The organism is Cytobacillus sp. S13-E01 (genome assembly GCF_029193815.1).
Taxonomy (GTDB): domain Bacteria; phylum Bacillota; class Bacilli; order Bacillales; family Bacillaceae_L; genus Bacillus_BV.
This window is the reverse complement of sequence record NZ_JARFVC010000028.1, coordinates 1-19,790: the sequence shown is the minus strand read 5'-3', so window position 1 is coordinate 19,790 and position 19,790 is coordinate 1. Positions and strand designations below refer to the sequence as shown.

Annotated in this window: 20 protein-coding genes; 15 read left to right on the top strand and 5 right to left on the bottom strand. The window is 36.3% G+C overall.

Going from position 1 to position 19,790, the window contains the following annotated elements; genetic code table 11:
• Positions 1 to 6: 6 nt before the first annotated feature.
• Positions 7 to 1,701 carry a DUF6044 family protein gene (locus tag PY093_RS15555; protein ID WP_275646773.1) on the bottom strand — a complete coding sequence of 565 codons (1,695 nt, stop codon included), beginning with the start codon at positions 1,699 to 1,701 and terminating at the stop codon, positions 7 to 9.
• A 152-nt stretch (positions 1,702 to 1,853) separates the two neighbouring features.
• A complete protein-coding gene (locus PY093_RS15550; protein WP_275646772.1) occupies positions 1,854 to 3,254 on the bottom strand; it encodes a S8 family peptidase in 1,401 nt (466 codons plus the stop codon).
• A 298-nt stretch (positions 3,255 to 3,552) separates the two neighbouring features.
• Between PY093_RS15550 and PY093_RS15545 the strand changes: the two genes are divergently transcribed.
• The 8 genes from PY093_RS15545 to PY093_RS15510 all read left to right on the top strand — a co-directional run bounded on the left by PY093_RS15545 (position 3,553) and on the right by PY093_RS15510 (position 10,810).
• On the top strand, positions 3,553 to 4,005 hold the full coding sequence (locus PY093_RS15545) for a YndM family protein (protein WP_275646771.1): 453 nt from the start codon (positions 3,553 to 3,555) through the stop codon (positions 4,003 to 4,005).
• 233 nt (positions 4,006 to 4,238) lie between these two features.
• Positions 4,239 to 5,726, top strand: coding sequence for a spore germination protein (locus PY093_RS15540; RefSeq protein WP_275646770.1), 1,488 nt, complete (start codon positions 4,239 to 4,241; stop codon positions 5,724 to 5,726).
• A 23-nt stretch (positions 5,727 to 5,749) separates the two neighbouring features.
• On the top strand, positions 5,750 to 6,838 hold the full coding sequence (locus PY093_RS15535; protein WP_275646769.1) for a GerAB/ArcD/ProY family transporter: 1,089 nt from the start codon (positions 5,750 to 5,752) through the stop codon (positions 6,836 to 6,838).
• On the top strand, positions 6,835 to 7,917 hold the full coding sequence (locus PY093_RS15530; RefSeq protein WP_275646768.1) for a Ger(x)C family spore germination protein: 1,083 nt from the start codon (positions 6,835 to 6,837) through the stop codon (positions 7,915 to 7,917). Before PY093_RS15535 ends, PY093_RS15530 begins: the two co-directional genes overlap by 4 nt.
• 114 nt (positions 7,918 to 8,031) lie before the next feature.
• The gene (locus tag PY093_RS15525) at positions 8,032 to 8,502 is read left to right on the top strand and encodes a site-2 protease family protein (protein WP_275646767.1); all 471 of its coding nucleotides are present in this window, start codon (positions 8,032 to 8,034) and stop codon (positions 8,500 to 8,502) included.
• A gap of 4 nt (positions 8,503 to 8,506) precedes the next feature.
• A complete protein-coding gene (locus tag PY093_RS15520; RefSeq protein ID WP_275646766.1) occupies positions 8,507 to 9,262 on the top strand; it encodes a (S)-benzoin forming benzil reductase in 756 nt (251 codons plus the stop codon).
• Between the two features lie 161 nt (positions 9,263 to 9,423).
• On the top strand, positions 9,424 to 9,624 hold the full coding sequence (locus PY093_RS15515) for a cold-shock protein (protein WP_275646765.1): 201 nt from the start codon (positions 9,424 to 9,426) through the stop codon (positions 9,622 to 9,624).
• A gap of 232 nt (positions 9,625 to 9,856) precedes the next feature.
• Positions 9,857 to 10,810: a Gfo/Idh/MocA family protein gene (locus PY093_RS15510; protein ID WP_275646764.1), complete on the top strand. Its 954-nt coding sequence runs from the start codon at positions 9,857 to 9,859 to the stop codon at positions 10,808 to 10,810.
• A gap of 384 nt (positions 10,811 to 11,194) precedes the next feature.
• Here PY093_RS15510 and PY093_RS15505 read toward each other — a convergent pair whose 3' ends face one another.
• The gene (locus PY093_RS15505; RefSeq protein WP_275646763.1) at positions 11,195 to 12,199 is read right to left on the bottom strand and encodes an ABC transporter substrate-binding protein; all 1,005 of its coding nucleotides are present in this window, start codon (positions 12,197 to 12,199) and stop codon (positions 11,195 to 11,197) included.
• A gap of 338 nt (positions 12,200 to 12,537) precedes the next feature.
• Here PY093_RS15505 and PY093_RS15500 point away from each other — a divergent pair, with 338 nt between their 5' ends.
• From PY093_RS15500 to PY093_RS15480, 5 genes are all read left to right on the top strand, one after another.
• Entirely contained in the window at positions 12,538 to 13,542 is a 1,005-nt protein-coding gene (locus PY093_RS15500) for a FecCD family ABC transporter permease (RefSeq protein WP_275646762.1), read from the top strand.
• Complete coding sequence (locus tag PY093_RS15495) at positions 13,539 to 14,594, top strand: FecCD family ABC transporter permease (RefSeq protein ID WP_275646761.1); 1,056 nt, start codon at positions 13,539 to 13,541, stop codon at positions 14,592 to 14,594. The genes PY093_RS15500 and PY093_RS15495 overlap by 4 nt, the downstream gene beginning before the upstream one ends.
• 21 nt (positions 14,595 to 14,615) lie before the next feature.
• A complete protein-coding gene (locus PY093_RS15490; protein ID WP_275646760.1) occupies positions 14,616 to 15,425 on the top strand; it encodes an ABC transporter ATP-binding protein in 810 nt (269 codons plus the stop codon).
• A 1-nt stretch (position 15,426) separates the two neighbouring features.
• Positions 15,427 to 16,194: an IucA/IucC family C-terminal-domain containing protein gene (locus PY093_RS15485; protein ID WP_275646759.1), complete on the top strand. Its 768-nt coding sequence runs from the start codon at positions 15,427 to 15,429 to the stop codon at positions 16,192 to 16,194.
• Positions 16,195 to 16,410: 216 nt separating this feature from the next.
• Positions 16,411 to 16,665, top strand: a complete 255-nt coding sequence (locus PY093_RS15480) for a YusU family protein (protein WP_275646758.1) — start codon at positions 16,411 to 16,413, stop codon at positions 16,663 to 16,665.
• 351 nt (positions 16,666 to 17,016) lie between these two features.
• Here PY093_RS15480 and PY093_RS15475 read toward each other — a convergent pair whose 3' ends face one another.
• Both PY093_RS15475 and PY093_RS15470 read right to left on the bottom strand, forming a co-directional pair.
• Entirely contained in the window at positions 17,017 to 17,373 is a 357-nt protein-coding gene (locus PY093_RS15475) for a spore coat protein (RefSeq protein ID WP_275646757.1), read from the bottom strand.
• A gap of 23 nt (positions 17,374 to 17,396) precedes the next feature.
• On the bottom strand, positions 17,397 to 17,681 hold the full coding sequence (locus tag PY093_RS15470) for a hypothetical protein (protein ID WP_275646756.1): 285 nt from the start codon (positions 17,679 to 17,681) through the stop codon (positions 17,397 to 17,399).
• A 221-nt stretch (positions 17,682 to 17,902) separates the two neighbouring features.
• Between PY093_RS15470 and PY093_RS15465 the strand changes: the two genes are divergently transcribed.
• Positions 17,903 to 18,820, top strand: a complete 918-nt coding sequence (locus PY093_RS15465; RefSeq protein WP_275646755.1) for a proline dehydrogenase — start codon at positions 17,903 to 17,905, stop codon at positions 18,818 to 18,820.
• Positions 18,821 to 19,191: 371 nt separating this feature from the next.
• Entirely contained in the window at positions 19,192 to 19,599 is a 408-nt protein-coding gene (gene tnpA, locus PY093_RS15460; protein WP_275646754.1) for an IS200/IS605 family transposase, read from the top strand.
• The last annotated feature ends 191 nt before the right edge of the window (positions 19,600 to 19,790 follow it).

Here is a 19,790-nt window from a genome sequence, read left to right as displayed (position 1 = left end):
GCCCTCCTAAGATGTAATGTTTGTTCTGTACAAATATATCTTCCAAGCTGATTCGGTGGATTCAAATATTTTTTCTAAAATAAGTCCATTTGAGCTAGCGTTATGAATGGGTATAGCAGAAAGAATATAACGGCCACCCATTTCATAAAAGGGATTAATTTTAAGGTCTAGATTGTTTATTGCTTTCTTTGTATTCTTTTTGAACATATAGTGCTTTCCAATTTCATCAATGAAGATATAACAACGACCACCCCATTGATCGAAGTATTGTTTTATCTTCTTATTTTTAGTGAGTTCATTTTCAATGATCCTTCTAAACTGATATTTATAGGCTAATGGATAAAAGTTATTATAGGTATCGAGTGTATAGAAACCGTTGTATTGTGCTATCGCAGGATGGATTCCGATACTTACAATCCGATAATCTTGGGCGGGTAAACCGATATATTCCTTAATCGCTTGAAACTGTTCCTCCGCATAAAACTCTTTAAATGATGGCTTTTTCCGGTGCAGGATTTCCTCATTAAAGCCAGTGAGAACTAGAAGTTGAGCCACGATTAAAAATATACAGGTACGTCGCCAGGTATGACCTAACCTCCATAAAATTTTAAGTGAAATTGCAAATAGCATATAGATAATTAACGGTCTCAAAAAATGATAGCGGGCAAAATTAAAGGTATCTAAGAAATTGAATCGTTCTGTTAATGGAAGCCAGCCTTTATTAAACCAAAAGGCATACCAAGCGGAAAGGGTAATATTTAATACGTGTAAAATAATAAATACCTTTTCTTGCTTCCACCATTTTTTAATAAGGACTGCGTATAATGCCAAAATGGTGACTGGTAATATAACAAGTCCATGTACTGTCATAACGTGGGTATGTCCAAGGATATAGTTTTTAAATGTAAGCTTTATCGAATGTAAAAATGACAATCTCGCATGAAAATATTCATCACGACTGTTTGGTTCATGATCAAATAAAAAGGAATAGACTAGTCGATATTCCACCATCAAGAACACGATGGTCATAAAGATAATTGAATAAAAAAAACGGGGGTTCCACCCTTTTCCACGAATAACTTCAACAATCCAAAATAATCCCATTGCCGATAGAAAAAAGAAGAAACCAAGAACAAAACTTGATAAAAGAGGTAGCAATGCTAATACTACCCAGTTTGTCCATGTCTTTTCACCTGCACGAATATTTAAAAATGCCCAAAGAGCGAGGGGCATACCGAGTGTACTTAGCATTCCAGATGGCCAAAATGGTGTTAGTGCAAAGGCTAATGCCACACCAACTCGAATCCATGCCCATTCTAAGTCCTTTATAAAATGTTTTTTTAACAATAGATACATTCCGAAAAATGCTAGGATTCTCGTAATGGTTTGGCTTAACGCATATGCAAGGATTGAGGGAAATAAAGCGTGTAACCAAACAATCACACTAAATTCCGTTCCAAATGCATTCCGAGAGAGATTGCCATTAATAATCTGTGGAATAAAGGCATTAACTGGACCAAATAGTTGACCGCTTTCTTTTAATACCTTGTACCAGGCAATGTTTGAATCGAGATTATCATGGATGCGCATATGAGCGTTTTCACCTAGAATATAGTACGGAGAAACATACAATGCTAAAAAAATAATCGATAAATATATAAGCCTGTGCTCCAATGGTAGCAGTTTCCTATCTCGATTCATCTTATCACCCCCAATATAGATAGATGAGATAGTAAAAAAAGGAGTCTAAACACTTTTTTAAAAGGTTAAGAATGTAAAATTTGTACATAGGTAAGAAAGTATAAAAATCTTAACCTAGTTTTGGTGTCAAGCTCCGGCCGCCCTGCGCTTTTCTAGTCCGATGCGGCTTCTAAAGCATCTACGATATCAATTAGTCCTTCTCCAAAATAAATATCTTTTCCTCTATCACCAAGATCAATAGTTGTATTTTGAATAATCTCCATTACCTCTGTATTTAGTAAATCAGGGTTTATAGAACGTATTAAGCCTGCCAATCCAGCGACATGTGGTGCTGCCATGGATGTACCTGATAATGCAGCATATTGCTTATTAAAGTATGTGCTAGCAATTTGAACACCCGGTGCGGCTACGTCGATATAGTCTCCATAGTTTGAAAATGGAGCACGCTCACCATAGTTATCAACGGCTGCCACACTAAGTACTTCTGGATATGCGGCAGGGTAGCTCGGTTGACTGGAATTATCATTACCAGAAGCCGCGACCATTACGACATCTTTTCGATAGGCATAATCAATTGCATCCTTTAACATATCTGAATGCTGGTAGTTCCCAAGACTTAAGTTGATAACATCTGCACCTTGATCAGTTGCCCAAATGATGCCTTTGGCGATATCAAACGTTGATCCATAGCCTTCTTCACCCATTACTTTAACGGGAATGATCGGATTAAACCATGTAATTCCAGCAACTCCTTCATGGTTGTTAACTTCAGAAGCAATAATTCCAGCAACATGGGTTCCATGTCCATTATCATCATCAGCTTGATCGGAATCATTTAAGGCATTATAGCCTTTTGTTAAACGACGGGCTAAATCAGGATGTTCAAGATCTACACCAGTATCAACTACAGCGATTTTAACTGTTTCATCTCCTTGAGTTATCCTCCATCCAGCCTCCGTTTCAATAAGTGGTAGATTCCATTGATATCGTTGGTATAGTTCATCATTTGGAGGTGAAATTTCATTTTGCATCATAATATAATTTGGCTCAGCATATGAAACATTTTCAATTGGAGCGAAATATTGAATTAAGTCCACTGTTGTTTTAGTTTCTGATGAGAAGGTGTAAATTGAATCCATTCTTTTAAGCAATTTCCCGTTAATTTCTTTCAGGTAGGTGGAAAGTTGATTTTCACTAATGTCAGTTTTAAATTTGACAATTACTTGGTTTTCAAAGAAATGGCTCGAATCACTTGGATTGTGATTAACAGTTGTAATTTTGGGACTGTTGTTTAAATCGTTTTTTATGGATTCTCCAATTTGAATCGAGTTTACAGTGAATAGCTTATTATTTCCTTTATTTTTATCATCTTTATCTATTATCTTTGGTTGCATCAAGTCCTTGTCTTTATCTAAACCTTGGATTTGTTGAATCGTGGGACCCTGCTGTCGTGCCGTATTATCCTCGCGAACACCAAATGGTGAAAAAACGGAAATAAATAATATAGATGCAAATATTGGAATAATTATCCAAGTAAAGCCTTTTTCCTTCATAGCAAAAACACCTCGGTAGAATTTTTTACCTAATATGGCAATATGATAAGCTTTTGCACAATGGAGATATTTCATGCAGAAATAGTAATTACAGATTCGAATTTTTTTCCAAACTTATTAAGGGGCAGTTAGACCCCACCAAAAGAAGCTGGTAATTCAGGAGGATCAAATGCCCCTAAAAGTCCAACGAAGCACTGGCGTTTGAAGTTTTACTTTACATTTATAGTTTGAAGGACTTTAGTAAATAATACTGCTAGTAGTAATTAATCCAATGTATGTAGGGAAGGATGAACTGAAAATGCGGCATCTAAAGGCGTTAGGGATTAAATATATTGTCATTTCGGTTGTGCTTTTGTCAATTTTAGGGATTTACTATAATGCTTCTATAGCGGGAATATTGATGATAAGCATACTAGTCACAGGAGTGGCATATGTTATCGGAGATTTATTTATATTGCCAAGGTTCGGAAATTTAGTAGCTACTTTTGCAGACTTTGGCCTCGCATTCGCTTCAGTATGGGCGCTAAGCCTTTTATTTATTGGGCAGGCTGATAGGATTGTTTTAGCGTCACTTTTTGCAGCAACATTTATAGCAATGTCAGAAGCTCTGTTTCACGCCTATATGGAAAGTAAGGTATTAAAAAAAGGTGATAATCACTTAACGTTTAACAGTACAAGCTTTGAAAATAGGTTTCAAACTGAGATAGCGGAGGAGACGGATATACAGGATATAAAGAAAGAGAAAAAATAATAAATGATTTAGAGTAGCCTACCAAGTTGGTAGGCTTATTTAAAAGATAAGAAAGTATAAAAGTTTGTACCTAGTTTTAGTGTCTAGCTCCGGGCGCCTGTGCTTTTCTTATTAAAGTTTTTGCATAATTACCTAACATTTCATGGAATAACTAACAGAAGGGAATTAATTGAAGGGCTACTTATCAAACGTTTATTTAAACTGTTTGAAATATGACGTAAATGGTGATGCATATGTTTAACATGTTTCGGAAGCAAAAACATCAAAAACCGAAGCTAGTAGAAACTATAGTTACGGCCTTTCAAAAGATGGGGGATTTTCTGTATTATTTGAATGATCAAGCGATTCAACCATACTGGATTTGTTACCAGACAACATTGGTAGACTCGAAAATCATACACGAATTTGTGTTGCCCTCTTTAAATAAACACTCATTTGAGAATATAGAGGATATTAAGAAAGCTGTGCCAATTGAAGATATTATCATTTCTAAGGATATTGAAGAAATTAAATCAAAAGTGATCTCTGGATATATCATGGTTCAATTTCACAAACATGATCAGTCCTGTGCGCTGATTAGAGCAGCACTTAATGAAAATCGTAGTATTTCTGTACCAGAGGTTGAATTTAGTGTTGTTGGTCCTAAGGAAGCCTTTGTTGAATCCCTTGATACGAATTTAAATCTAATTAGAAAAAGATTGCCAATTATTGATTTAAAAGTAAAAGAAGTAACAGTGGGAGAATTATCTAAAACGCGAATTAGTGTTTTATATATTGAGGGTATTACTGATAAAACAAATGTTCGAACAGTGCTGCAAAGATTAAAAGATATAGAATTTGATCAATTAGTAGATAGCTCTTTTGTAGCACAAATGATTGCAGATAACCAAAAGTCACCCTTTCCCCAATTATTAGATACAGAGCGACCAGATAGGGTTGCATCTGTATTATCAGAGGGGAAAGTCGTTATTTTAGTAGATGGCTCCCCACATGCTTTAATTGGCCCTACGACAATAATCGAATTTTTTTCATCGTTTGAGGATTATTTTTTAAATTGGTATGTGGCTACGTTTTTAAGATTATTAAGGTTTTTTTCTGTAACATTTTCAATCTTAGTCACACCCCTTTATGTTGCGGTTCTCACCTTTCATTATGAACTAATACCCAGGGAATTGATGGGGACACTTATTACGTCAAGACGAGTAGTACCGCTACCACCTATATTAGAAGCGGTGTTTTTGGAATTAACAATTGAGTTGCTAAGAGAAGCAGGGGCAAGACTGCCAACAAAAGTAGGTCAGACAATTGGTATCGTTGGTGGGATTGTAATCGGAACAGCAGCGGTTGAAGCAGGCTTAACCAGTAATGTACTTTTAATTATTGTTGCGTTGGCAGCGTTGGCATCATTTACAACACCTGTTTATAACATGGGCAACACTATCCGTATTCTGAGATTTCCGTTTCTTCTGTTTGCCCAGCTATGGGGATTACTAGGTGTTGTCTATTGCTTTTGTATTTTACTAACACATCTTATTCGACTTACATCGCTTGGAAGGCCAATATTAGAGCCGATCTATCCGCTTAGATTAAATGATCTTAAAGACGGACTAGTTAGACTTCCGTTTAGTAAACTGGCAAAAAGACCTCAATATTTACGTTCCCAGCAGCCAGAGCGGTTTAATAGAAAAAATGCTCAAATGAATAAGGACATCGATGAATAAGTGTACTACAAGGAGATGGCCGCATGAAAAAAGTGGATGAACGTTTTTTAGTATCACCATATCTAGTGTTCTTCTTAATTTCATCAATCCAAATTGGTGTCGGTGTACTTGGGTTTCAACGGATCATCGCTAAGGCGGCCGGCTATGATAGTTGGATATCCATTATAGTCGCTGGAATGCTGGCGGTGTTGGTAATCTGGATGATCTATAAAATAGTAGAGAAATCTGAAGGCGATATCATTGCTGTTCATAAAGATGTATTTGGAAAATGGATTGGTGGATTTTTGTCTTTAGCTTTTACAGCCTATCTACTTCTATTTACCATTGTTGTAATGCGGACATTTATCGAGGTTATTCAGGTATGGATGTTTCCTGAATTTAATGTATGGATCTTTACTATATATTTTTTTTTACTAAGTTATTATGTTATTTCTGGGGGCTTCCGTACTGTTACAGGAATAAGCTTATTTAGCATTGTTTTCCCATCCTATTTAGTTTTAATGGTAGTATTTCCATTGAAATTTGCTAATTTTGGTAATTTATTACCTATATTAGATCACTCAATAATGGAGCTTGCAGCTGCAACTAGGGGAATGAGTCTAAGTATGATTGGATATGAAGTGCTATTTGTTTTTTATCCCTTTATAAAAGAACCTCAAAAGTCAAAAAAGTGGGCATATTTAGCGGTTGCTTATACGACTCTTTTGTATCTTATATATGCTTTAGCTGCCTTCCTTTTTTTTAGTGAGGCTCAGCTAGAAAAGCAAATTTGGGCTACACTGTCCATGTGGAAAATCGTCGAATTACCCTTTGTCTCAAGGTTTGAATATGTAGGGATTGCCTCTTATATTTTAATTATTCTTCCTAATATTTGTTTGGCACTGTGGGCCTCTAGCCGTACCATTAAGCGTCTTTTTACTGTTCAACAAAGGCCAGTATTAATCATTCAAATGATCATTGCGGTAATCGCTATCGGATTACTTAACTCTAGAGGGATTATTAATACAACAAATGATACCCTTTCAACTATCGGTTTCTATTTTAATTTTGTCTATATTCCGATTCTATTTTTCATTACACTACTACTTTCCAAAATGAGGGAGAAAAAATGAAGAAAGCCCTAATGATTGTCAGCGTAGTCATCCTCATTATTTTAACAATAACGTTGGGCTCGTTAGAAAAAGAAATTATTGATGAAATAAATATTGTAACTGCGATTGGGTTTGACAAGGCAGAAGGCGGTAAAATTAGAGGAACATGTGTAATCCCTGTCTTTAAAGCAGATGATAGTGTTGAAAATGAACAGTTTATAGAAGAATCATATTTAGCAAAAGAAGTAATCAATGTACTCCAAAAGAAATCAGCCGATCCACTTGTAACAGGTGGAATTAAAGCTGCAATCTATAGTAAAGAGCTAGCGGAAGAAGGCATAATCGAATATGTAGATGCGCTTCAACGTGATGCGAGTGTGGGTTCAAGAATGTATCTTGGTATTATAGATGGAGAAGCCTCTGAAGTGTTGAAGAAAGACCTTGGTAATTTAGGGACAGGAAATTATATCGCTACTTTAATCGAACATAATATTGATCGTAGAGATTTGCCTAATACGATTCTTCATTCTTTTATGTTTCGCTATTTTGCACAGGGGATGGATCCTTTTCTCCCGATATTAATATTAGACGGAAATAAGGTAAGAATGACTGGAATTGGAATTTTTAAAGAAGATAAGCTCGTTGATAAAGTTTCTGAGGGAGATATGTTTTTCTTTAAATCACTGGTCGAAAACTTTGGGGCGGGCACATATACGCTAAATTTAAAAGGCAGTGATGAATATGCAGCTATTAAAAGAATCGAATCTAAACGAACCATTACTGTTGATGAGAGTGGTGAGAGTCCTAAAGTTACGATTACAGTGTATTTAAAAGGCATGTTAAGTGAGTTCTCTGGTAGAAAAGCGGATCAGCCTGTCGTTGATAAAATTATTAAAGAAATGGAAGAAAAGATAGAAGAACGGTCATTAGAAATGATCCTGAATTTTAAAGAAAAAGAGACGGACCCTATAGGAATTGGCTTTGCAGCAGAAAATGCCATTCGTGACTTTGATCCGACAAAGTGGAAAAAAGGTTATAAAGATATAAATGTAAATGTGGAAGCTGAGGTTAAATTAATTGAAACAGGGGTTATTGAATAAAGGTTTTTTGCTAAAATAATATTCAAGCACAGCATTTCTTGTTATCATGATTTTAGGAAGGAGTGGTAATCAAAAACCATTTCCTGTACTCGAAATTTGGAGAGGAGTAAGGGAATGCTGTTAATTGGATTTTTGTTACTAGCTGCACCCATTTCGAACCTCTTACATGAAATTGGTCATATCCTAGTTGCTAGATTTTTTCAAGTAAGAGGAACACAGATTTCACTGGGGATTGGGCCGAAGCTTTTTGGCCTTAAAGTGGGAGGTACGTTTCTAGAAATTAACCTTGTCTATTTTATAGGGGCTTTTTCAAAGAATGATTCCTCCTTAGAAATTAGTGATTTTAAAAAAGCAATGATAGCAGTTGGTGGCCCAGTAATGAATATAGTGATTGCAGTAGTGATGATGAGAATTTATGAGATAGAAAATATGTTAGTAAGTTTAACGATTTTTTATAATATATGGCTAGGAATAATGAATCTATTACCATATAAGTTTATAGGAAAAGCCTCAGACGGCTGGGTATTTCTTTCTTCACTTTTTGAACAGATGAAAAATAACTATCGGAAAAATAGGGGAGTGTAGTTTATTGAAATATTTTATTGTAACTGGTACATCCAAGGGGTTAGGTGAATCGGTAGTAAAGCAACTCTTTCATGAGAACCATACTATATTTTGTGTTTCAAGAAAGCAAAATAATGATCTCAAGAGACTTGCTCAAGAAAACCATGTAAATCTGTATTATTTTTCATGTGATTTACAAAAGCTTGAAGAAATTGAAAAAATGATGGAGAAAATCTTAGCGTCCATCGATGTTTCCAATACTGAGGGGATATATCTTGTCAATAATGCGGGAGTTGTTGATCCTATTAAGCCTGTTGGAAAGGCATCGAGTAGGGAAGTTGAAGCGAACATTCGCGTGAATCTTATCGCGCCAATGGTACTAACTTCTCAATTTATCGCTCATACAGAAGGTATAAATACAGAGAAGGTTATTATAAATGTTTCATCAGGAGCAGCCAATCGACCAATCTATGGCTGGAGTACATATTGCAGCACAAAAGCGGGGATAGACATGTTTACTAAATCTGCGGCGTTAGAACAAAAGAGTGCCCAGTTCGGGGCGAAGGTGATTTCATTTTCTCCTGGAGTTATGGATACAGATATGCAGAAGACAATAAGACAATCAGATAAAACAGATTTTGCAGATGTAGAAACATTTATTCAATATAATGAACAAGGCATGCTACGTACACCTGGTTTCGTAGCGGCATCCCTTGTAAAGTTACTTTTTAGTCATGAGATTGAAAATGGTAAAGTATACGATATTAAAAATCTAATTTAGAATTAGTGCAATATCCTTATATCAAAGGCCATAACAAGGAATTGGGTTAGCGAAAAAAAATTCCTAAATTTATGTTTAAAAAATGTCTAGCGGGTAATAATAATCACGCAAGATTATTTTTATAATTTTGTTTACTTTTTACATACTAGGAGGCAACAAAAATGGAACATGGTAAAGTAAAATGGTTTAATAGTGAAAAAGGTTTTGGATTTATTGAGCGTGAGGGTGGAGAAGATGTATTCGTTCACTTTTCAGCAATTCAAGGTGAAGGATTCAAATCCCTTGATGAAGGACAAGAAGTGACATTTGACATTGAAGACGGCCAGCGTGGTCCACAAGCGACAAATGTACGCAAGGCATAAATATATGCTACTATAACAGACCCCTTTGTGGGTCTGTTTTTTATTGTTGAATTCACCGGCTTAAAATAATAAAAACCCTGACCGTTAGTGAGACGTAGTGCTCTATATAGTTACTCAAACACGCCTAATCTGGTATAATATTTTGTTGATAGAATCTTGTGATAAGGCTTGTATTGGAACTAATCTCAATCATTTAAAAATTAAACATTTGATAAATAATGGGGGATGTAGGATGACTAAAGTATATAAAGTAGGGGTAATTGGGTTAGGAGCTATTGGTGAAAGACTTATTCAATCATTTGGTCAGTATCCACGAACTGAAGTTGTTGCAGTATGCGATCATGTGAAGGAAAGAGTAGAATCTATGCAAAAAAAACTTGGTGGGATTAATGGATATAGCAGTCATTTAGACATGCTAAATGGTGAAAAGTTAGACATAGTCTATGTTGCCGTACCTCCAAAATACCATCATACTATTGCACTTGATGTAATGAGCAAAGGGATACATATATTATGTGAAAAACCACTAGCTAATTCACTTGAAGAAGCACTAGAAATGAAAAATATAGCACAAGAGGCTGGAATTGTTCATGCGATGAATTTCCCTTTAAACTATAGTTCAGGTGCGAATGCATTTGCTAAACGTATTAAAGAAAATTATATTGGACGTTTACGCAGAGTAGAACTCACGATGAAATTTCCAGGGTGGCCACGTTATTGGCAACAAAACGATTGGATTGCAAGTAAAGAACAAGGTGGATTTGTACTAGAAGTAGGTGTCCACTTTATTCAACAAGCACAACGAATTTTTGGTTCATTAAAGTATAAAGATGGGCAACTCGAGTTTCCTGAAGATCCTACTAAAAGTGAAATTGGTGTTTTTGCAACTATAGAATTAGAAGATGGTACCCCGTTTATTATAAATGGGATTAGTGAGGTTGCAGGTGAGGAACGAATTGCATTCACTGCATATGGAACTGAGGGAACTCTTTCATTAGTAAACTGGGGGACGTTAGAAGGTGGCAAGCTTTTAGAACCTATTGCTGAAATAGCCACTGATGACGTAGTACCTTCTTCATTATTGGAAAATATAGTTAAAGCACTAAATGGCGAAGAAGCAAATGTTTACGACTTTAATGCAGGGTATGAAGCGCAAGTCATTTTAGAAAAGCTAAGAGGGAAATAAAGAACAAAAGCGCAGGGCGCCCCGTTTAGCGACGTATGGACTGCCTTGCACAGGATGTGCTGACGTCGACGTTCGCCACAGGACGTGGCGGATGTTAGTCGACGTTCATTTACCTTGAGATAAAGGAAACACGAAAGAGCGAAAGCGATTCGATGTTGACTTATAACACTAGAAGCGCACACGTCCTGTGCGCTACGCCTTACTTGCACATCCTGTGCTTCGTCGTAAGGAGGTGAGGGAAGTCCACTAGTCGCCTTAGGCTCTGGAGCTGGACGTAGATAGACAGAGGCACGAAGTTATACACAACCTTACAATTTTATAAATTCCTTAACAGTAAGAAATAGGCTGACCCATTGCGAGTCAGCCTATTCTACTATATTTACTTTACTCTTTTGTTAGGTAATTCTCTAAATCCTCTAACATTAAGTTAGCTGCGAGAACTCCGCCTGCAGTATTCCATACTGCATCATCCACTTTGTAAACATTTCCTGCTTTTACAGCACTTAAATTTTGCCAAAGTGGATCAGTAGTCATTTCTGTTTCTGTTGCTGTTGCTGAACCATCACCAGTTTCATAAGAGAAATAGAAAATTACATCTCCATCCATTTCAGGAATACCTTCTTTTCCAACTTTTCTCATAAACATATCCTCTGGCTTATCCGCAAATAATGCTTCTAAATTTTCAGGGCGTTTAAGACCAATTTGATCAAAAATTACACCAGAGAATGTATCTTTATAGTAAATACGTGTATGGTCACCCATGAAGCGAACAACAGAGATTTCAGTGTCTAAATCAACGCTTGACTTAAGAGAATCGATACGTGCATTAAAATCTGCAAGAACTTTATTACCTTCATCTTCTTTATTCACGGCTTTAGAATAAAGCTTGAAGTTTTCTTGCCAGTCACCGCGTAATCTTTCAGCGAAAACAGTTGGTGCAATAGCTTTTAGTTGTTCATAGATTTCTTCTTGACGCGCTTTGTTACCAATAATTAGATCTGGTTGTAAAGCAGCGATTGCTTCAACATTTACTTCACTTTCAGTACCAACAACCTGAACGCCTTCCATTTGTTCAGCGATATGAGGATACCAAGGATCACCAGACCAAGATTTAACAGCTCCAATAGGTGTGATTCCCATTGCTAATAATGCTTCAGTTCCTTCATTTGTAAGGATCACGACCTTTTGAGGATTGCTCGGAATTTCAGTTGTTTCCATAGCATGCTCCACTGTATATGCTGTAGATTCCGTTGTATCTGATTCTGTTTCTGTCGCTGGCTTTTCCTCCTGTACTTCTTCTTTTTCAGCACTGCAACCAGCTAAAATGAATGTAAATGATAGCAATAAAGTTATAAATGCTAACATAAATTTGTTTCTTGTTGATTTCATTGTCTTACCTCCAAGTATGTTTGATAATGATTTTCATTCACGTCTATGATGATAAAACGTAGCAAGCCTTCTGTCAATAAAAAAATGAAAATGATTTTCATAATCATTGACAGTAATTATCACTTGAAATAGACTATATATGATGTGAATATAATTGTATGTGAGTTTTGTCACTGATTGAGAAGTATTCTCGGTATATTATTTAAGAGAAGCAGAAATAACACTACTATCAAAGTGGATATAGGAACAAAAGCGCAGGGCGCCCGGAGCTAGACACTAACACTAGGTACAAACTTTTATACTTTCTTATCTTTTTAAAACAATAGGGGTTTTAGCATATGATCTTATCAACAACACGCTCCAGATTTATCGGCTTGATAACTGGAATTATCGTTCTAATAATAAGCATGTCATTAAGTATTGTTTATGGGTATACAAATACAACATGGAGTATGGCATTAGATGCTTTTACTAAGTTTGATGGGTCGAATGAACATATTATTATTCAGTCAGTTCGTTTGCCTCGCGCATTGATAGCTGCGGCTGTTGGGGCAAGCTTAGCGATTGCCGGTGCATTAATGCAAGCACTAACAAAAAATCCACTGGCTTCACCTGGTATCTTTGGTGTCAATGCAGGCGCAAGCTTCTTTATAGTTATTGCAGTTTCGTTATTTTCTATTAATTCATTACAGGCCTTCACTTGGATTGCTTTTTTAGGTGCAACAGTAGCTGCATTTACAGTCTATTTTATCGGGTCATTAGGACAAGAAGGATTAACTCCGATGAAACTTACCCTTGCTGGGGCTGCAATGGCTGCGATGTTTTCATCCTTTACCCAGGGATTTCTAGTAATAGACGAAATGGCGCTAGACCAAGTTTTATTTTGGCTAGCTGGTTCTGTTGCTGGAAGAAATCTTGAATTACTCTGGGGAGTTATGCCGTATCTAATGACTGCATGGGTTCTATCATTGTTAATTGCAAACAAAATCAATGTTTTAACAATGGGTGAGGATGTTGCGAAGGGATTAGGACAACGAACTGGAACAGTTAAATTATTAGCGGCTGTTGTCATTATATTACTAGCAGGGGGTTCAGTTGCGGTGGCTGGTCCAATAGGCTTTATTGGAATTGTCGTTCCACATCTAGCGAGATCCTTGGTAGGTTTAGATCATCGATGGATTATTCCTTATTGTGCAATATTAGGAGGAGTACTATTAATACTAGCTGACATTGCAGCACGCTATGTCGTTATGCCTGAAGAAGTACCAGTTGGTGTAATGACAGCAATAATAGGAACGCCTTTCTTCATCTATATTGCTCGTAGGGGGTTTCATAAGTCATGAGCAAATACACAGCATTTCGTTTAGGGAAAAAAGGATTACTATCCTTTTTAATTGATAAAAGGTCGGTAACGGTATTTTCGGTTCTCTTTGCACTAGTCATCTTATTATTTTTAATAAGCACTGGAATGGGTGAAATGAAAATAGACCCAATCACTGTGGTAAAAGTATTATTTGGTTATGGTGAGCAGATGGAAACCTTGGTTGTAAAGTCATTTCGTTTACCGAGAATCATTATCGCTTTATTAGTTGGAATAAGTTTAGCGGTAGCAGGGAGTATCTTACAAGGTATTATCAGAAACCCACTTGCCTCACCAGATATTATTGGCCTTACCGGTGGAGCTGCAGTAGCCGTAGTTGCGTTCTTGGCGTTTTTTAGTGATGCAAATAATTCATTAACTGTAAGCATTAAATGGATGCCCGTTGCAGCGTTTATTGGCGCAACAATAGTGGCAATCTTAGTTTACTTATTAGCTTGGAAAAATGGGGTATCGCCAATACGACTAGTTTTAATAGGGATAGGTGTTTCGGCTCTGATGCAGGCGTTTACAACAATGTTTATGATTATGGGTCCGATTTATCGCGCTAGTCAGGCAAATATATGGATTACTGGAACAGTGTACGGCTCAACTTGGCAAAATGTAGCAGTGTTAACACCTGTTGTTATCATTTTAGTCACGATATCTATCATTTCAGCAAGAAATCTTAACGTACAAGAGCTTGGTGATGAGGTTGCGACAGGTGTCGGTAGTGCTGTTCAAAAGCAAAGGCTAATATTGCTTTTAGCGAGTACAGCATTGACTGGTAGTGCGGTTGCTTTTGCTGGTGGGATTGGCTTCGTGGGCTTAATGGCACCACATATTGCAAGGAAATTAGTTGGTTCTGCTTTTGGAGCACTTATACCAACTGCAGCTTTAGTTGGAGGCTTACTTGTTTTGCTTGCTGATTTAATTGGTAGAACATTATTTTCACCATTAGAAGTGCCAGCTGGAGTTTTTACAGCTGCCATTGGAGCACCTTATTTTATCTACCTACTATACAAGAGTCGAAATTAAATAGGAGAGGGGCAAGCAATCATGTATGCCTTAGAAACGAACGCACTTAAACTATCATATGGTGAAACATTAATTATAGATGACCTACATTTACAAATACCAAAGGGTGAGATTACTGTATTTATCGGTGGAAACGGCTGTGGTAAATCGACTCTCTTACGTTCAATGGCAAGACTACTTAAACCACAGGAAGGATCGATTCTTCTAGAAGGGGATGCAATTGCTAAGCTTGCGACCAAGGAAGTAGCGAAAAAATTAGCGATTCTCCCACAAGGACCCGTTGCTCCTGAAGGTCTTACTGTGTTGCAGTTAGTTAAACAAGGCCGTTATCCTTACCAAAACTGGTTCAAACAATGGACAGAAGAAGATGAATCTATGGTTAATCGAGCTTTAGAAGCAACCGGAATGGTGGAGTTTTCAGAACGTCCTGTTGATTCTTTGTCAGGTGGTCAGCGCCAACGTGCATGGATTGCGATGACACTCGCGCAGCAAACAGATGTCATTTTACTAGATGAACCGACAACCTATCTAGATATGACACATCAAATTGAAATTTTGGATCTTTTATTTGAATTAAATGAAACAGAGAACCGTACGATTGTTATGGTTTTACACGATTTGAATCTTGCATGTAGATATGCTCATCATATTGTTGCAATTAAGGATAAACAAATTTACGCACAAGGTAGACCTGAACATGTGATTAATTGTAATTTAGTTAGAGATGTGTTCTCAATGGAATGTGAGGTAACAGTCGATCCACTTTTTGGAACACCATTATGTATTCCACATGGAAAGGGACGTTGCATTTTAAAAAAGGTAGGAGTGTAACATGACAACTGTATTTCATACAGATGAAATCAAGCAGCTAAAAAACTTTCGTCTAAGTGAACAGCCCTATCCATCTGAATTATCAATAGCCGTAAGTGATTTATTGGATAAAGAAAAGCTAACGAGCTATTTAAGCAAATTACAAGCAACAATTGATGCCCCAGATCAGAAAGTAACTGCTTCAATGTTGGTCAAAAGGTATGGCTTTTTCGCTGTTCTTTCACTTTATTCTATGACCATCCTTAATAAGCAACTAAATGTCTCTTTAAACAATGTTTTTATAGAAACAGATGAAAACAAAGAAATATCAGTATGGTTACCAAACTTTCGACTACAAAACTTAGAATGTTGTGTTGCCGAAGATAACAGAATGGGATGGAGAGATAAATATTTAAAATCTTTATTCTCTGAACATATTCAGGTGATTATTGACGTATTATCTAGAGAAACGAAAATTTCAAAATTGATCTTATGGGAGAATATCGCAATCTATATTTATTGGTTGTATGAAATGCTTCTTGAGGATGAACGATTTGATATGTATAAAACGATTATAGAAGATGACTTTAATTATGTAGTAGGGAATGCAAATGGATATTTATTTGGTCCAGGTAACCGTAATCCCCTATCACGATATTTTTCAAAAAAAACCTATCTTCCAGAGCATGATAAAGAAGTAAGGGTCCGAAAAACGTGTTGTCTTTACTATCAAACCACTAGTCAAATCGACCATTGTATAACCTGTCCCATTACTTGTAAAAAAGTATAAAAGAAATTGGTGATAAGCCGGTTTCTTTTTTGTATTTGTTAAGGAATTTATAAAATTGTAAGGTTGTGTATAACTTCGTGTCTCTGTCTATCTACGTCTAGCTCCGGGCGCCCTGCGCTTTTCTTGTTTGGGAATAAGAAAAAAACTTAATGTGTAGGAAAAGGTTTATAATACAGATATAAACAATTAAACAAGGGTAAAAAAGGAGATGAAGTAGTGGATCAAAAGTTTATTCAGCAATTTGACGGGCTTCTTGAAAAATATACAGAATTAATGGTTGGAGAAAGCGATTCAAATATATTGGCAAAAGTGCAAATGTGGGCATTGTACACACATATCGCAAAATCAATGCCACCACTTGTAAAGCATTGGAATGAGTCATACCCAGAGGCAAAGGAACAGATGAAGGAGGTAATAACTGAAATTAAACGGTTGAATGAAGAGCATAGAGCGACTAATGCAAAAAAATAAAGGAAACTTCCCTTAGTGGGGGTTTTCTTTCATACCCCACTGAGGGTTAGTTGAACTTATCGGGCTTTTACGGGCAGTTATCCCCCACTTAACTTCTTCGAATTCTCTAATTTTTGAAGTGGGGGCTTACTGCCCGTTAATGCGGGATAAAATGGTGCCGGCACAAAAGGATTGTGACCGGCTCCACTGTATTGAATTATTTTTATGGCTAGTTAGAATTTGCTGAATGATTAGATTGAATTGCCGACTTGAGTAATAAGATTGTCGAATTATGAAACAAATTTACTAAAATTAGAGAATTCTGATTGGTTGACTATAAAAATCGTTGAAATTACTTATTACTAAAAAGGGCTATTGCATCATCCCATTAGTAGGATATACGAATTGAGTAGTCGTATAATTATAAAACTGTTGGTGTTTTTGTTGTACTTTTTGTTGTTCTTCTGCTTCTAGTTTATACCATCCATGCTCAAACATTAAGTTAAACAATTGGCGTTGACTATTTTGTGTTTCATTAAAAATGGTTCTGATATCTTGATAGAGCGCCTCGTGACTCGCTTCATTTAGGGCATTTGAATAGGCGTCGGTCATATACTTTTCAGTTGCGAGCATATCGTTTATAAAATCCCGGTCATTCATTTGTGGTGTCTTTGGAACCTTTGTTTTCGGGTTTTTTAACTGGTTAGGACTTTGTTTGCTTTGATCCATATCAATTATCCTCCTGACTGCTTTTATTGTTGATTTTGTTGTTGCATGCCTTGTATGGGATGGTTAGTACTTTCTAAATGACCAAGAATTTTCATATAGTGACGTTGGTGCATTTGTCCAATTTCATCTAGAGCTTGACTTAAACCTTGTACCTGGACTTGACCTGCATAAAAGTGAGCCTTTTTAAGGGCCAATAAATTCCACGACATCATGTCAGTTAAATACAATAAGTCCTTTGTACTGATAACATTTGGTGGTTGAGGATGAACCGCCTGTTGGTTAAGAGGCGTATTTTGCTGTTGTTGCATAGAGAAACCTCCTTGATAGTTTTTGACTCTTACTTTCTATTTGTACGCTATATTTTCCCTCATAATGATGTATCTATACGAAGAAGGACTGACAAAAATGACGAGTTCTCGACAAATTTCTTCTGTAATCATATTCAAATTAGTATAAAGGTGATAAAATGAGGTTGGATTATAGTATCTAAATATATAGAGTATGTATGCGTTTACAAGGGGGGCACATCATGGAACAACTTTTACGAAATTTCTTTTTGTTCCTATCAAAAAATAGATTGCTAACAAAACTAGCAAAGAAGTATGGACTACGCTTTGGAGCAGCCCGTTTTGTAGCAGGGGCAACTATTAAACTAGCAGTACAAGCGATAAAAGAATTAAATAAAAAGAACTTAGCTGTTACGATTGATTATCTTGGTGAATTTGTCGATAACGAGGCAGAAGCGAATGAAATGGCAGACAACTCAATAGAAGCAATTAGAGCCATTGGTAAAGAAAAGATAAACTCACAATTGTCCTTAAAAATGACGTCAATGGGTTTAGACATCTCAGATGATGTAGTACTCAAAAACATGCGGCGGATTTTAGATGCTGCAAAGGAAAATGGGGTCTTTGTTACAATCGATATGGAAGATTATTCTCGTTGTCAAAAAACTCTCGATATCTTCAAGAAGCTTAGAGAAGATTATGATAATGTTGGTACTGTAATCCAAGCTTATTTGTACCGAACAGTTCAAGATATCAAGGATTTAAATAAATACAAACCTAACCTTCGCCTAGTTAAAGGCGCTTATAAAGAATCACCTCAAGTTGCCTTTCCAGAGAAAAAAGATGTAGATGATAATTTCAAAAAAATTATTGAAATGCATCTATTAAATGGAAATTATACGGCAGTTGCGACTCATGATGATGCAATGATCGAATATACAAAAGAATTAGTAAAAAAACATAACATAAGTAATGAACAATTTGAATTCCAAATGCTATACGGTATTCGTTCAGAGCGACAAGAGCAACTTGTCAATGAAGGGTATACAATGCGAGTATATGTACCTTATGGGAATGACTGGTATGGCTATTTCATGCGTAGATTAGCTGAACGACCTGCTAACGTTGCATTTGTTTTAAAAGGTATTCTAAAGAAATAAAGGAAACTTCCCTCAGTGGGGGTTTTCTTTCATCCCCCACTTAAACTTCTTCGAATTCTCTAATTTTTTGAAGTGGGGGACTTACTGCCCGTTAATGCGGGATAAACTGATGGGCCAGACAAATTTGTCTGACCCTTTTATGTTTTTAAACAGCACTTTGTCTCTAGATAGCCTAATCTTAGCGTGTTAGTTATAGAAATAGCCCGTAAAACCACGCGGGCTTGCCCCGTGGATGTAAGGGCTTCGCTCAAGGGTAGTCTTCGGACTGCCCTATTTGAGCGACTTTCTTTCAAAATATGTATTGAGAACATACATTCCTATGTGGTAAAATTCACATATAGAGTTTTAATTTTAAGATTTTAAGGTGAAAAATGAGCGAATACAATAGATTAAATCATTGTAAATTCCTTATCCAATACCATATTATATGGTGTCCAAAGTTTAGATTTAATGTGTTAAACGGGAACGTAGAATCAGAGTTGAAACAAATCCTTCGGATTATTAGCACTCAATATGAATTTGAAATTAAAGAAATAGAAATAATGCCCGACCATATTCATTTATTTATATTAACCAAGCCAATAATTGCACCTACGGACGTAGTCCGTATCCTTAAAAGTATTTCTGCTAGAGAATTATTTAAGAATTTCCCTAAATTAAAAGAATTCTACAACAGGTCGGGTTCTTTATGGAGTAAGGGATATTTCGCTAGTACAGTAGGCAAGGTAAGTGAAGAAACTGTAAAAAGGTACATACAGGAAAAAAAATCTCGAAGTTAACCTCTTAGAAAGGATGGGGATTCTCTTGAAAAAACCAAACAAAGAAATTAAAAAACGCCAAAAAAATGAACCATCCGACTTTACTAAATCATTAAAGAAAATCCGCGAACATCATACCCCTTTACATACAATAGAAGTGGAAATCGAAGCAACTAAACTTCAGTCATGGAAATTACTTCGCATCAGTGAGC

What these genes read in the sequence shown, in the direction of transcription:
- PY093_RS15555 (WP_275646773.1), bottom strand. Translation starts at nt 1,701, where the DNA reads ATGAATCGAGATAGGAAACTGCTACCATTGGAGCACAGGCTTATATAT.
- PY093_RS15550 (WP_275646772.1), bottom strand. Translation starts at nt 3,254, where the DNA reads ATGAAGGAAAAAGGCTTTACTTGGATAATTATTCCAATATTTGCATCT.
- PY093_RS15545 (WP_275646771.1), top strand. Translation starts at nt 3,553, where the DNA reads ATGCGGCATCTAAAGGCGTTAGGGATTAAATATATTGTCATTTCGGTT.
- PY093_RS15540 (WP_275646770.1), top strand. Translation starts at nt 4,239, where the DNA reads ATGTTTAACATGTTTCGGAAGCAAAAACATCAAAAACCGAAGCTAGTA.
- PY093_RS15535 (WP_275646769.1), top strand. Translation starts at nt 5,750, where the DNA reads ATGAAAAAAGTGGATGAACGTTTTTTAGTATCACCATATCTAGTGTTC.
- PY093_RS15530 (WP_275646768.1), top strand. Translation starts at nt 6,835, where the DNA reads ATGAAGAAAGCCCTAATGATTGTCAGCGTAGTCATCCTCATTATTTTA.
- PY093_RS15525 (WP_275646767.1), top strand. Translation starts at nt 8,032, where the DNA reads ATGCTGTTAATTGGATTTTTGTTACTAGCTGCACCCATTTCGAACCTC.
- PY093_RS15515 (WP_275646765.1), top strand. Translation starts at nt 9,424, where the DNA reads ATGGAACATGGTAAAGTAAAATGGTTTAATAGTGAAAAAGGTTTTGGA.
- PY093_RS15510 (WP_275646764.1), top strand. Translation starts at nt 9,857, where the DNA reads ATGACTAAAGTATATAAAGTAGGGGTAATTGGGTTAGGAGCTATTGGT.
- PY093_RS15505 (WP_275646763.1), bottom strand. Translation starts at nt 12,199, where the DNA reads ATGAAATCAACAAGAAACAAATTTATGTTAGCATTTATAACTTTATTG.
- PY093_RS15500 (WP_275646762.1), top strand. Translation starts at nt 12,538, where the DNA reads ATGATCTTATCAACAACACGCTCCAGATTTATCGGCTTGATAACTGGA.
- PY093_RS15495 (WP_275646761.1), top strand. Translation starts at nt 13,539, where the DNA reads ATGAGCAAATACACAGCATTTCGTTTAGGGAAAAAAGGATTACTATCC.
- PY093_RS15490 (WP_275646760.1), top strand. Translation starts at nt 14,616, where the DNA reads ATGTATGCCTTAGAAACGAACGCACTTAAACTATCATATGGTGAAACA.
- PY093_RS15485 (WP_275646759.1), top strand. Translation starts at nt 15,427, where the DNA reads ATGACAACTGTATTTCATACAGATGAAATCAAGCAGCTAAAAAACTTT.
- PY093_RS15475 (WP_275646757.1), bottom strand. Translation starts at nt 17,373, where the DNA reads ATGGATCAAAGCAAACAAAGTCCTAACCAGTTAAAAAACCCGAAAACA.
- PY093_RS15470 (WP_275646756.1), bottom strand. Translation starts at nt 17,681, where the DNA reads ATGCAACAACAGCAAAATACGCCTCTTAACCAACAGGCGGTTCATCCT.
- PY093_RS15465 (WP_275646755.1), top strand. Translation starts at nt 17,903, where the DNA reads ATGGAACAACTTTTACGAAATTTCTTTTTGTTCCTATCAAAAAATAGA.
- tnpA (WP_275646754.1), top strand. Translation starts at nt 19,192, where the DNA reads ATGAGCGAATACAATAGATTAAATCATTGTAAATTCCTTATCCAATAC.